Source organism: Arthrobacter sp. 05T442 (genome assembly GCF_056395945.1).
Genome location: NZ_JBFTKM010000004.1, coordinates 214,943 through 228,075 on the forward strand (window position 1 = coordinate 214,943; position 13,133 = coordinate 228,075).

At 67.9% G+C, this 13,133-nt stretch carries 11 protein-coding genes; 5 read left to right on the forward strand and 6 right to left on the reverse strand.

Annotation, left to right across the window (positions count from 1 at the left end):
* The first annotated feature begins 88 nt into the window (after positions 1–88).
* A complete protein-coding gene (locus AC1DES_RS06965; protein WP_476894954.1) occupies positions 89–451 on the forward strand; it encodes a hypothetical protein in 363 nt (120 codons plus the stop codon).
* A gap of 135 nt (positions 452–586) precedes the next feature.
* On the opposite strand, the gene AC1DES_RS06970 is transcribed toward AC1DES_RS06965, so the two are convergent.
* A complete protein-coding gene (locus tag AC1DES_RS06970; protein WP_476894955.1) occupies positions 587–808 on the reverse strand; it encodes a hypothetical protein in 222 nt (73 codons plus the stop codon).
* A gap of 295 nt (positions 809–1,103) precedes the next feature.
* On the opposite strand from AC1DES_RS06970, the gene AC1DES_RS06975 reads away from it, so the two are divergent.
* The 3 genes from AC1DES_RS06975 to AC1DES_RS06985 are packed head-to-tail and all read left to right on the forward strand — an operon-like array spanning position 1,104 to position 3,396.
* On the forward strand, positions 1,104–1,925 hold the full coding sequence (locus tag AC1DES_RS06975; protein WP_476894956.1) for an amino acid ABC transporter substrate-binding protein: 822 nt from the start codon (positions 1,104–1,106) through the stop codon (positions 1,923–1,925).
* A 36-nt stretch (positions 1,926–1,961) separates the two neighbouring features.
* Positions 1,962–2,627, forward strand: coding sequence for an amino acid ABC transporter permease (locus tag AC1DES_RS06980; protein ID WP_476894957.1), 666 nt, complete (start codon positions 1,962–1,964; stop codon positions 2,625–2,627).
* On the forward strand, positions 2,614–3,396 hold the full coding sequence (locus tag AC1DES_RS06985) for an amino acid ABC transporter ATP-binding protein (protein ID WP_476894958.1): 783 nt from the start codon (positions 2,614–2,616) through the stop codon (positions 3,394–3,396). Before AC1DES_RS06980 ends, AC1DES_RS06985 begins: the two co-directional genes overlap by 14 nt.
* On the opposite strand, the gene AC1DES_RS06990 is transcribed toward AC1DES_RS06985, so the two are convergent.
* From AC1DES_RS06990 to AC1DES_RS07000, 3 genes are read right to left on the reverse strand one after another with little or no spacing between them, the layout of a single operon-like run.
* Positions 3,393–4,973, reverse strand: a complete 1,581-nt coding sequence (locus tag AC1DES_RS06990) for an FAD-dependent oxidoreductase (protein WP_476894959.1) — start codon at positions 4,971–4,973, stop codon at positions 3,393–3,395. The genes AC1DES_RS06985 and AC1DES_RS06990 overlap by 4 nt on opposite strands.
* On the reverse strand, positions 4,970–7,198 hold the full coding sequence (locus AC1DES_RS06995; protein WP_476894960.1) for a molybdopterin oxidoreductase family protein: 2,229 nt from the start codon (positions 7,196–7,198) through the stop codon (positions 4,970–4,972). The genes AC1DES_RS06990 and AC1DES_RS06995 overlap by 4 nt, the downstream gene beginning before the upstream one ends.
* Before the next feature lies 1 nt (position 7,199).
* Complete coding sequence (locus tag AC1DES_RS07000; protein WP_476895004.1) at positions 7,200–8,591, reverse strand: MFS transporter; 1,392 nt, start codon at positions 8,589–8,591, stop codon at positions 7,200–7,202.
* A 331-nt stretch (positions 8,592–8,922) separates the two neighbouring features.
* Here AC1DES_RS07000 and AC1DES_RS07005 point away from each other — a divergent pair, with 331 nt between their 5' ends.
* Positions 8,923–10,332, forward strand: coding sequence for an MFS transporter (locus AC1DES_RS07005; RefSeq protein WP_476894961.1), 1,410 nt, complete (start codon positions 8,923–8,925; stop codon positions 10,330–10,332).
* 155 nt (positions 10,333–10,487) lie between these two features.
* Here the strand turns inward: AC1DES_RS07005 and AC1DES_RS07010 are convergent, their stop codons facing one another.
* Positions 10,488–11,219 carry a glutamine amidotransferase gene (locus AC1DES_RS07010; protein ID WP_476894962.1) on the reverse strand — a complete coding sequence of 244 codons (732 nt, stop codon included), beginning with the start codon at positions 11,217–11,219 and terminating at the stop codon, positions 10,488–10,490.
* 69 nt (positions 11,220–11,288) lie between these two features.
* Positions 11,289–13,112, reverse strand: coding sequence for an acetyl/propionyl/methylcrotonyl-CoA carboxylase subunit alpha (locus AC1DES_RS07015; RefSeq protein WP_476895005.1), 1,824 nt, complete (start codon positions 13,110–13,112; stop codon positions 11,289–11,291).
* Between the last annotated feature and the right edge of the window lie 21 nt (positions 13,113–13,133).

A 13,133-nucleotide genomic window follows, 5' to 3' on the forward strand; every position in this document is an offset into this window, starting at 1 on the left:
TCATCAGTACGACAGGTGAGGACTATGCGGACGACAAATCCGTGCGGCTGCTTAGGGAGTACGACCTCTACCACCGGGCGTGGAGCACATGCATAATGTCGCCATGTGGATCCCCGCGCTATTCCTAATCTTGGTCGTCATCTCGGTACTGGTCTATTACTGGCCGCTCACGCTGACCGGGATCGCCATTTGGGCACTTGCGGCCCACACCAAGCGGGCCGCGGCTGACCCGAAGCCGGGCTACCCCCGGAAGTCCGTCCAGATCCGGCCCGTGGCCAGGCCCGTCCAGACTCGTTCTAAGCCCAAGCCTGTCCAGTCCCGGCCTGAGCCCAAGCCTGCCCGCGGGATGCGCGCCCCCGAATACCTGCCCAGATGGACTGCGAACCGCAGGCTGGACGCAGGCCGCGAGCATGCCCAATGGCAAAAGAAGTTCGACAATGCGGTGCAGTAGGACCCCGCCGGGCCCGGGTCCACCAAGGGGTAGTGCGGCCGCGACGGTGTCCGGCGGAAAAGGCTATTGCGCCTCCGGGGCCCGGAACCCGGGACGGATCCGGCGGTGGCTCGGGGTGGCCGAAGCCGGCCGGCTCTACGGACGGTTAAACTCCTGCTGCCACCGTGCCTTATCCCACCTCTCGTGCAGCTTTCGGTCCATGGTCCATTTACTCTCCCACGTGTCGAAGCTGGCCTTGAAGGTGGGCACATAGTACTTGGAGTCCTTGTGGCGGGTTCTCTTTTTGAGCCTCAGCAAGAGCCCGAGCAGGGTCCATAGTGCGATGAGAATTACGACCAGGAAGAATATCGTCTCCACGGGCAACCAGTCCTCGAAGGGATTTAATGCCCCTATTTTAATCCCGCAAGCGCCGGATAACGAAGCGTGCTGCTTCCCACCGGGTGTGCGCGGTCCGGGCGCAAACAGGAACACGACGGCACGTTCCTTGGCAGAACACCGAAACGGGCATTCGTCAAGGCCGTCTCACGGCGGGGCGTCACACGCCGTCATTTAGGGTCTCCATCAAGGGGCAGAACTTGCTATCGTCGCTAGGAGGCCGCCGCCACGCGGCCCAGCTGGCGAGCCCTTTCCGGCTCCTCGACGAAGGACCATCATGAAGCGCACACGACTTTCCGTAATCGGCCTCATCGCAGCTGCAGGACTTGCCTTAACCGGCTGCGGGTCGGCGTCCACCACTCCTTCAGGTTCCGCGCCGGCGGGCGGCGCGGACACCTCTTTGAGTGACGTGAAGAGCGCAGGCGTGCTCAAGGTCGGCACGGAAGGCACCTACAAACCCTTCTCGTTCCACGCCAACGGCAGCGGCGAACTGACGGGATACGACGTCGAGATCATCACCGCCGTCGCCGGCAAGCTCGGCGTCAAGCCGTCCTTCCAGGAAACCCAGTTCGACGCCATCTTCGCCGGACTCGAAGCCAAGAGGTTCGACGTCGTCGCCAACCAGGTGTCCATCACGGACGAACGCAAGGCGAAATACGATTTCTCCACCCCGTACACCGTGAGCACGGGCGTCATTGTCACCAAGTCCGACAACAACAGCATCAACTCTTTCGACAGCCTCAAGGGCAAGACGACGGCGCAGTCTCTGACGAGCAACTGGTACAAGCTGGCGCAGCAGAGCGGCGCCAACGTGCAGGCGGTTGAAGGCTGGGCGCAGGCGATCACGCTGCTCAAGCAGGGACGCGTCGACGCGACCATCAACGACAAGCTCACTTACTTGGACCAGCAAAAGACCGCGCACGACGACAGCATCAAGATTGCCGCCGAGACCACGGACAAGTCACTGAGCGCCTTCGCGCTCCGCAAGGGCTCAACCAGCCTGGCCGACGCCGTCAACAAAGCCCTGACCGAGCTGCAGGCCGACGGCACCCTGACGAAGATTTCGCAGAAGTACTTTGACGCCGACGTCACCAAGTAGCGGGATGGACACCGTCGAAGAACGCTGCGCCAGACCATGACGATCAACTGGGACCTCGTCTGGGGGTCACTGGGACCCATTCTGATGGGCGCGATTACCGGCACCATTCCCGTGGCGCTGGCATCGTTCGGCCTTGGCCTGTTGCTCGCCCTGCTGGTGGCCCTGATGCGGCTGAGCCGCAATCCACTCCTCTCCGCGATTGCGCGGATCTACATTTCCGTCATCCGCGGCACGCCCCTCCTGGTCCAGCTGTTTGTCATCTTCTACGGGCTGCCGTCCATCGGCATCACCATCAGTCCCTGGCCCAGCGCGATCATCGCCTTCTCCCTGAACGTGGGCGGTTACGCCGCGGAGGTCATCCGGGCGGCCATCCTGTCCGTGCCGAAGGGCCAGTGGGAAGCCGGACACACCATCGGCATGTCGCGCCGCCAGTCACTGGTGCGGATCATCCTGCCGCAGGCCGCCCGGGTCTCGGTCCCGCCCCTGTCCAACACCTTCATCAGCCTGGTCAAGGACACATCGCTGGCTTCGCTGATCCTCGTTACCGAACTGTTCCGCCAGGCACAGCAGGTGGCGGCCTTCAGCCAGGAATTCATGCTGCTGTACCTGGAAGCAGCCGTCATCTACTGGATCATCTGCCTGGTCCTCGCCAGCGGACAGTCCGTCCTTGAGAAGAGATTGGACCGCTATGTCGCCCACTGAATCCGATCTCCCGGACGCACCGCTGCTGACCGTCCGCGGACTCCGCAAGGCCTTTGGTCGGCATGAAGTGCTCAAATCCATCGACGTGGACGTCCGCCGCGGCGAAGTGGTCACCCTGATCGGGCCGTCCGGTTCAGGCAAGACGACGGTCCTGCGGTGCCTCAACGGACTCGAAGTTCCCGACGCCGGCATCGTGGAGTTCGCCGGCGATCTCACGGTCGACTTTTCCACGCCGGTGCCGAAGAAACAGCTGGCTGCCATGCGGGACCGCAGCGCCATGGTGTTCCAGCACTACAACCTCTTTCCGCACAAGACCGCCCTGGAAAACGTCATCGAAGGCCCGGTCCAGGTGCAGAAGCGGCCCAAGGCCGAAGCCGTGCAGGAGGCCAGGGAACTGCTGGCCCGCGTCGGGCTGGCGGACAAGGAGGACAGCTATCCCTTCGAGCTCTCCGGCGGCCAGCAGCAGCGCGTCGGCATCGTGCGCGCGCTGGCCCTGCGCCCGCAGCTCCTGCTATTTGACGAGCCGACGTCGGCGTTGGACCCGGAGCTTGTGGGCGACGTCCTGACGGTCATCAAGGAGCTGGCAGACGAAGGCTGGACCATGGTGGTGGTCACCCATGAGCTCGCATTCGCCCGCGAGGTCGCCGATGAAGTGATCTTCATGGACGGCGGGGTCGTCGTCGAACGCGGCCACCCGGACACTGTGCTGCGCGACCCGCGGGAAGAACGTACGCGCCAGTTCGTGGACCGGCTGCTGAATCCGTTCTAAAGCAGGTCCTTTTCCCAGGCAGCCGCCCCCTGGAAGTGCTGCTCGATGATGCCCCGGATGTCGTCGTGGCACCCGCCGCAGCCAGTGCCGGCGCGGGTGGCGCCGGACACCTCGGCGACTGTCCCGCACGCGCCGGAGATGACTGCGTCCTGGATCTTCGTCCCGCTGACACCGGCGCACCGGCACACAGTGCGCTCGGGGTCGGCGGCACCGGGGGCGGAGAGCTGGTCCGGCCCGTCCAGGCGCAGGAGCAGGGACCGGTCCGCGGGGAGCTCGGCGCCGCGTTCGAAGAGCTGCACCAGCTCGGCGGACGTGCGGGGCATCCCTACCGCCACCAGGGCCTCGAGCACCCCGCCGCGGGTGGTCATCTTCACGTAGCGGCCGTGCTCGGGATCGGCCCACTGGGCGATCTGCAGGCGCGGCCGCCCGTTCACCGCCCCCGCCGTCAGGGCCTCCTCGTCCCACGGCTCGGCTGAAACATCCCCGGCCACGGCCATGTTCATGCCGCGGCCCTTCAACACGATCACGCCGGGCTTTTCCGGCGGCAGCGCCCCCAACGCGTCCGCTTCCGCCTCAACGCCGGACGCCAAAAGGAAAAGGTACTCCGCGAGCCACTCGGCCTGCCGCCAGCCCGGACCCACCAGCCCGGACGGTCCCCGGGCGGTGCGGCACGCCAGGCAGCCAGGGTCAGGGCAGCGGACCTCGGCGCAGTCGCCGATCGCGAAAATATGGGGTTCGTGATGGGCGCGGAGCTTGTGGTCCACCAGGATGCCGGCGCCGGTCGAGAGTCCGCAGCCCTCCGCCAGTTCGGCCCGCGGCAGGACGCCGCAGGAGAGCACCAGGAGGTCGCCGTCAATCGCGGAACCGTCATCGAGCAGCAGCGCCGAGAACCCGCCGTCGGCGGCGTTGTGCTCCACGCCGGTGGAGCGGGCGTTCCCGGCCACCCGCACGCCGCAGTTCCGCAGGCTCGCCGCCAGGACGGCGCCGCCCCCGCGGTCGATGTTCCGGCCGAGGGGATGCGGGCCGTTGTGCACGACGGTGACGGTGGCGCCCTCCTCGGCAGCGGCCAAGGCAGTCTCCAGGCCCAGCACGCCGCCGCCGAGGACCACCACCCGCTTGCCGCCGGCCACGGCTTCCCGAAGGACGGCGGCGTCACGGAGGTCGCGCAGCGCCGTTACTCCCGGCGGCAGCACCGGCGCAGCCGGGTCCGGGTTGAGCCCGGTGAGGTTGGGGATGACCGGGCGGGAACCGGTGGCGAAGACCAGCCGGTCATAGCCGGGGGAGGCCCCGTCGGTGAGGACCACCTGCTGGCGGGCGCGGTCCACCCGGCGGACCCGGACGCCCAACCGGACGTCGACGCCGTCGGCCACCAGTGCGGCGGCGTCCGCGAGGGCCAGGGCGTCCGGCGTCGTCCGGCCGACGCCGAGATCGGCCACCAGAACGCGGTTGTACGCCGCCGCCGACTCCTCGCCGATGACCGTCAGGTGGACCAGCCCGCTGCGCACGGCCGGCAGCAGCTCGTCAATCAGCCTCGCGGCCACGGGCCCGAAGCCCACCACCACAATCCGCTCAGTCATGAGGCCTCCTCGGCTTGAAGAACACGGGATTCAGGAACTCGGGTCTTGGGGACATCGCGCGCCGGACGGACCCACACCGTGCTGGTCTTGAACTCCGGCATCCCGGAAATGGGGTCCGTGGCCGCTTCCGTGAGCCGGTTGGCGCTCTCCAGCTCCGGGAAGTGGAACGGCAGGAAGACCGTTTCGGGGCGGATGTCCGTGCTCAGCTCGGCGCGGCACCTGACTTCGCCGCGGTCGTTGGCGATAGAGACGAAGTCGCCGGCGGCAATGCCCTGCGAAGCGGCCGCCGCGGGGTGCAGCTGCAGCCGGGCCTCGGGCTGGGCTGCCATGAGCGGGGCAACCCGGCGGGTCTGGGCGCCGGACTGGTAGTGCTCCATGAGCCGCCCGGTGATGAGGGTCATCTGCCGGCCGCCGCGGTCCCCGGCGCCCGCGGCCGCAGGGGCGGAGGATGCCCGACGGCGGGGCGAGACTGCCGTGAAGACCGCGCGTCCGTCGGCGTGGGCGAAGGCGGCCAGGAACAACCGCGGAGTGCCGGTGCTCCCCGCGGGGTAGGGCCAGTACGCGGCCTCGCCGCGGTCCAGCAGGGCGTAGTCGATCCCGGAGTAATCAGCCAGTCCGCCGGAGGAGGCGAGCCGGAGCTCCTCAAAGACAGTCTCCGGGTCCTCGCTGAAGGTGGAGGGCGCGTGCAGCGCCTCGGCCAGCCGGGTCATGATCCACAGCTCACTCCGGACGCCGGGCGGGGGAGCCAGGGCCCGGCGGCGTCGGAGCACGCGGCCCTCAAGGTTGGTCAGGGTACCTTCCTCCTCGGCCCACTGGGTGACCGGCAGTATCAGGTCGGCTTCCGCGGCGGTCTCGGACAGGAAGAAGTCGCAGACCACCAGGAAATCCAGGCTGCGGAGGCCTTTGATGACGGCGTTGGCGTCCGGGGCGGAGACTGCCACGTTGGCGCCGTGCACGAAGAGGCAGCGGACGCCGTCGGGCTGTCCCAGGGACTTGAGGAGTTCGACGGCGGGGACTCCGGGTCCGGGGATCAGCGCCTCCGGGACGCCCCAGACCTTCGCCATGTGGGCGCGGGCGGCGGGATCGGTGATCTTGCGGTAGCCGGGCAGCTGGTCGGCCTTCTGGCCGTGTTCGCGGCCGCCCTGGCCGTTGCCCTGGCCGGTGAGCGTGCCGTAGCCGCTGCGGGCGGACCCCGGCAGGCCCAGCAGGAGTGCAAGATTGATGGCGGCCGTGGCGGTGTCCGTGCCGTCCACGTGCTGTTCGACGCCGCGGCCGGTCAGGATGTAGCTGCCACCCTGCCGTGCGCCGTCGGCCAGCCGGCGGGCGGTGTCCCGGATGAGTCCGGCAGGGACGCCGGTGAGGGACTGGACGCGCTCGGGCCAGTAGGAGGCGACGCTGCGGGCCAGGGCCTCGTAGCCGGTGGTGCGGGCCGCGATGTAGTCAGTGTCTGCCAGGCCTTCGTGGATCACGACGTGGGCCAGGCCCAGGAGGAGGGCGAGGTCGGTGCCGGGCAGCGCCTGCAGGTGCAGCCCGCCGCCGTCGGAGGTGAACGCGGCGGTGGCGGAGCGGCGGGGGTCCACCACGATCAGGCCGCCGGCGTCCCGTGCGCCCTGCAGGTGCTGCACGAACGGCGGCATGGTCTCGGCGACGTTGGAGCCGAGCATCAGGATGGTGCTCGCGGCGTCGAGGTCCGCCAGCGGGAACGGCAGGCCCCGGTCCAGGCCGAAGGCGCGCATCCCTGCCGCGGCGGCCGAGGACATGCAGAACCGTCCGTTGTAGTCGATCCGGGAGGTGCCGAGGGCCAGCCGGGCGAATTTGCCCAGCTGGTAGGCCTTCTCGTTGGTCAGCCCGCCGCCGCCGAACACGCCGACGGCGTCCGCGCCGTAGCTGTCGCGGGTCTGCTTCACTGCGGAGGCGGCGAGCATGAGGGCCTCGTCCCAGCTGACCGGGCGGTGCACGCCGTCGGGGCCCTTGAGCAGGGGTTCCGTGACCCGTCCGGGATGGTTCAGCAGCGACGCCGACGTCCAGCCCTTGCGGCACAGGCCGCCGCGGTTGGTGGGGAAGTCGCGTCCGGCGACATCCACGAGAGGCGCGTCCCCGGGCAGTGCTGCAGGCACGGGCGCTGGCCCCGGCTGGTCAGCCGGGGCCAGCGCCGCCGGGGCGCTCAGCGTCATGGCGCACTGCAGGGCGCAGTAGGGGCAGTGCGTGTCGGCGCCGTTGGTCATGTTAGACGTGTCCTTTTCCATTTCGGCTGGCATTGCGGATGTAGCAGAACCAGCAGACGGCGAGCATCAGGACGTACGCCCCGACGAAGCCGTAGAAGGCCGGTGTGTACGAGCCACTGGCGGTGTTGGAGGCGTTCAGGACCTGGGGGATCACGAACCCGCCGTAGGCGCCGATCGCCGAGACGAGGCCCAGTGCGGAGGACGCCAGGCGCTGGGTGGCCACGGTGCTGGCGCCGGAGCGTGCTGCCCGGCTGGACGTGGCGAAGATGACCGGGATCATCCGGTACGTGGCACCGTTTCCGAAGCCGCTGGCGGTGAAGAGGACCAGGAACAGGCCCAGGAAGAGCCAGAAGTTCTTCAGCGGCAGGGTCCAGATCATGGCCAGGGTGATGACGGCCATCGCGGCGAAGGCGGCCACGGTCATCCGGGCGCCGCCCATCCGGTCCGCCATGCGTCCGCCGTAGGGGCGGGCCAGGGAACCGACCAGCGGGCCGAGGAAGGCCAGCGACAATGCCACCGTGCCGACGCCGATCGAGGAGAAGGCGGGGAAGTAGTCCTTGATGAGTTTGGGGAAGACGCCGGCGAAGCCGATGAACGATCCGAACGTGCCGATGTACAGCAATGCCATGATCCACAGGTGCGGTTCTTTCAGGGCGGCGAGCGAACCGGCCACATCGCCCTTGGCGCTGGTGAGGTTGTCCATGTACTTGTACGCGCCAAACGCGGCGAGCAGGATCAGCGGGGCCCACATCAGGCCCGCAACGGGCAGGTTCACCGTGCCGGCGGCCAGCAGGGTGACGGCGATGGGAACGGCCAGCTGCGCGACGGCGGCACCCAGGTTGCCGCCCGCGGCGTTCAGGCCCAGCGCCCAGCCCTTTTCACGGGCGGGATAGAAGAAGGTGATGTTGGCCATGGAGCTGGCGAAGTTGCCGCCGCCGAACCCTGCGAGGGCCGCGACCAGCAACATGACACCGAATGGGGTGGCCGGGTTGGAGACGCAAACAGCCAGCCCGGTGGTCGGGATCAGCAGCAGGAGGGCGGAGACGATGGTCCAGTTGCGGCCGCCGAAACGCGGAACCATGAAGGTGTAGGGAATGCGGAGCGTGGCGCCCACGAGGCTGGGCATGGAGATCAGCCAGAAGATCTCATTGGTGGAGATCTTGAATCCTGCGCCGGGCAGCTGGACCACCACAATCGACCAGAGCTGCCAGACCACGAAGCCCAGGAATTCGGCAAAGATAGACCAGTTCAGGTTGCGCCGGGCGATGGCACGGCCGGCCGACTCCCACTGCTGTTTGTTCTCTGCATCCCAGTTGGCGATCCAGCGGCCGGGCCGGTGGTCAAGGGTAAGGGTGTCGGCAGTGCGGGCGGCGTCGGCATCTGCGGTGCCGATTTCGGCGGTGCGTTCAGCAGTCACTTAGGAGACCTCCTTGGGGGGTGTTGTCCTTCCAAGGTAGGGACCCCGCGTTTCCGGGACCGTCGCTGTTTGTTAACGTGCTGTGACGTTTGCCTATCTGGGCCTTTATGACGGTGTGAGGAGTGCCGTGGCGGCCACGGTGACGACCACGGGGTGGGACAGCGCAACTAGGTCCAAATAGTGGACCTTTTGTCCATTGACTGGACGGCTGGAACTATTATCAGACGTATACGAATCCCTCGCCGGACGGACTTGGGGCATCGGGCTCTTCAGAGCATCCGTCCGGTCCTCATGAAAGCGTCACTACATGTCATCCAATGCCACCCTGTCGAAGCAGGGGCCCGCCAAGCAGGTGAACTCCCGCGGCCGCGTAATCGTCGCCAGCCTGATCGGCACCACCGTTGAGTTCTATGACTTCTACGTTTACGCCACCGCCGCGGTCCTGGTCTTTCCCAAGCTCTTCTTCCCCGGACAGAACGAGACCACCCAGCTGCTGAGCTCCTTTGCCGTCTTCGGCGTCGCGTTCATTGCCCGCCCGCTGGGCTCCATCGTGTTCGGCCACTTCGGTGACAAGTTCGGCCGCAAGGGCACCCTCGTGGCATCGCTGCTGACCATGGGCATTGCCACGTTCCTCATCGGCTGCCTGCCGACAGCCCTGGTCCCGGGCTGGACCTTCTGGGCTCCGGCGCTCCTGGTCGTCATGCGCTTCGCCCAGGGCCTGGCCCTCGGCGGCGAGTGGAGCGGTGCGGCACTGCTCGCCACCGAGAATGCCCCCGCCAACAAGCGCGCCATCTACGGCACATTCCCGCAGCTGGGCGCTCCGATCGGCTTCATCATCGCGAACGTGCTGTTCCTGGTCTTCAGCTACACCCTGACCCCCCAGTCATTCGCCGACTGGGGCTGGCGTGTGCCCTTCCTGGTCAGCGCCGTCATGGTCATCATCGGACTGTACGTCCGCCTCAAGCTCATTGAAACCCCGGCCTTCACCAAGGTCCTGGAGTCCAACGAGGTCGCGAAGCTGCCGCTGGGCCGCGTCTTCAAGACCAGCTGGCGCCCGCTCATCCTCGGCACATTCATCATGCTCGCCACCTACGTGCTCTTCTACCTCATGACCACGTTCACGCTGACCTACGGGACCAAGCCCACGCTGGCCGGCGCGCAGGCGGCTGCCGTCAAGGCAGGCAAGCCGATGACGGACGCAGCCGCTGCCGCCTTCGTCCCGGGCCTGGGCTTCACCCGCAACGACTTCCTGTGGATGCTCATTGCCGGCGTCGTATTCTTCGGGATCTTCACCCTGGTGTCCGGCCCGCTCGCGGAGAAGTTCGGCCGCCGCAAGATGCTCCTCGCGGTGACCGCCGGCATCTTCGTCTTCGGCCTGCTGTTCGTCCCGCTGTTCAACGGCGGCTTCGTGGGCACCATGGCGGTGCTCATCCTCGGCTTCACCCTGATGGGCCTCACCTTCGGTCCGATGGGCGCACTGCTCCCTGAGCTGTTCCCCACCAATGTCCGGTACACGGGGTCCGCCATCAGCTACAACGTCTCCAGCATCCTCGGCGCTGCGGTGGCTCCCTTCATCGCCGTGTGGCTGTGGGAGTCGGCCAAGGGCAGCCCGGTGCTGGTGGGCGTGTACCTCAGCGTGATGGCCGTGCTGACGCTGATAGCCCTCTTCCTGAGCAAGGAAACCAAGGACCTGGACTACGAGAACAACGTGGCCTGACGCTCCTTCCCGCTTCTTACCGCAAATGCCCGGCGTGTTCCTTGGACACGCCGGGCATTTGCGTGTCGGCCGGAAAGCAACTGGGCAGGAACGCGGGCCGCAGGCTTGAACAGCGGCAGCGGCGGCCACGGCGGGCCAATGCGGGGCGGGGAGGCTTAGCTGGCGTACCGCTCGACGAAGTTCCGCAGGATGTCCATGGGCTCGGTCACGCTGAAATGTCGTGCGCTGGCCATGAGCTCCTCGGCGGATTCGGGCGGGAAGTAGCCGGCGTGGCGGTAGATGTCGATCCGGGTGATGAGCCCGTCAGCGTCGAGCTCCGGGTGGAACTGGGTGGCGTAGAGGTTGCTGCGGATCCGGAACATCTGCACGGGGCAGGCGGGGGAGCCCGCCAGCAGCACAGCATGGGCGGGCAGGATGGTGCACGCCTCCTTGTGGCCGGCGAACGCAATGAACTGCTCCGGCATCCCTTTCAGGAGGGGATCCTGCAGCCCCTCCGGCGTCAGGGTGATCGTCACCGCGCCGAGGCCTTCGCCGTAGGTCCTGTCGATCACGGCGCCCTGGTGCAGGCCGAGCGTGCCGACCCCGTAGCAGGCGCCCAGGAAAGGGAAGTCCTCGGCCACGATCCGGTCCAGCAGCCTGGCTAGCTCCCGCTCCACCCTGTGCTGGGTGGCGCTCTTCTCTTCGACGGGGTCGCTGGATGTGAACGGGCTGCCGCCCACGATCACTCCGGAATACGTCGTGAGGTCCAGCTCCGGGAGCGGGGCGGCTTCCATCCTGATCCGGTGCAGCTGCTCCGGCTCAAGGCGTCCATAGCGCAGATAGGCGCGGTATTCGTCGTCGGCTGCGGCGTCCTCGGCGCGCGAGGCGAGGAGTAGGAATGGCTTCACACCCCAAGTCTGCACGGGCCGGTCGCGGAGGCGCCACAGGCGCGCCCGCAACCGGCCAGCAAGGCGATGCTACTCTGCGGCGCCGTCTTCGATCAGGGCGATCACGGCGCCGGCGGATACCGTCTCACCGGCAGAGGCGGACAGCCCGATCACGATTCCGGCGCGGTGCGCGGTCAGCGGCTGCTCCATCTTCATTGCCTCAAGCACGACGACGAGATCGCCTTCGGCCACGGCGTCGCCTTCCGCCACGGCCACCTTCACGATGGTGCCCTGCATCGGCGACGTCAGGGCGTTGCCGCTGGCCGCCACCACGGCGCCGCCGCTGCGGGAGCGCTTCTTGGCCTTGGCCGGCTTGCCGCCGCCGGGCCCGCCGGTGCCGGAACCCAGCGACGCCGGGAGGACAACCTCCAGGCGCTTGCCGCCGACCTCGACGACGACGCGCTGGCGTTCGCCGGCGTCGGCCGGTTCAGCCTCGGAGCCGGAGGGGGTCCAGGCGGGGATGTCGTTGACGAAGGCCGTCTCGATCCAGCGGGTGTGGACCTTGAACGGGCCCTCGGCGGGGGCGAAGTCCGGGTTGGTGACGACGGCGAGGTCGAACGGGATGACGGTGGGGATGCCCTCCACCACCATCTCCTCGAGCGCGCGGCGGGCGCGCTGCAGGGCCTGGGTGCGGGTCGCGCCGGTGACGATCAGCTTCGAGAGCATGGAGTCGAAGTTGCCGCTGATGATGTCGCCCTGTTCCACGCCGGAGTCGACGCGCACGCCGGGGCCGGTCGGGTTCTTCAGGGTGGTGATGGTTCCCGGGGCGGGCATGAAGTTCCGGCCCGGGTCCTCGCCGGTGATGCGGAACTCGATGGAGTGGCCGCGGACTTCGGGGTCCCCGTAGCCGAGTTCCTCTCCGCGGGCCAGCCGGAACTGCTCGCGGACGAGGTCGATCCCGGTGACTTCCTCGGAGACGCAGTGCTCCACCTGGAGGCGGGTGTTGACCTCGAGGAAGGAGATGGTGCCGTCCTGGCCGACGAGGAACTCGCAGGTGCCGGCGCCGAGGTAACCGGCCTCCTTGAGGATGGCCTTGGAGGACTCGTAGAGGCGGCGGTTCTGCTCCTCGGTCAGGAACGGGGCCGGGGCCTCCTCGACGAGCTTCTGGTTGCGGCGCTGGAGCGAGCAGTCGCGGGTGGATACGACGACGACGTTGCCGTGCGCGTCGGCGAGGCACTGGGTCTCGACGTGCCGCGGCGCGTCCAGGAAGCGCTCGATAAAGCATTCGCCCCGGCCGAACGCGGCGACGGCCTCACGCACGGCGGATTCAAAGAGTTCGGGGATTTCCTCGCGGGTGCGGGCGACCTTGATGCCGCGGCCGCCGCCGCCGAAGGCAGCCTTGATGGCCACGGGCAGGCCGAACTTGTCCACGAAGTCGAGGATTTCCTCGGCGGATTCCACCGGGTCGGCCGTGCCGGGGACCTGCGGGGCGCCGACCTTTTCGGCGATGTGGCGGGCCTGGACCTTGTCGCCCAGGGCGGAGATCGCTGCCGGGGAGGGGCCGATCCACGTGATGCCGGCGTCAATCACCTTGGCGGCGAACTCGGCGTTCTCGGCCAGGAAGCCGTAGCCGGGGTGGATGGCGTCGGCGCCGGACTGGCGGGCCACCTCGATCAGCTTGTCCATCACAAGGTAGGACTCCGCGGCCGTGTTGCCGCCGAGCGCGTAGGCCTCGTCTGCCAGCCGGACATGCAGTGCATCGCGGTCCGGGTCCGCGTACACGGCCACCGAAGTGATGCCTTCATCGCGGGCGGCGCGGATGATGCGCACGGCGATTTCGCCGCGGTTGGCGATCAGCACCTTGCTCAGCCGATGGGTGCCGGCGGCAGTGCTTTCATTGGCTGATCGCTGCACGGTGTTTGCGGACTGCTCCGA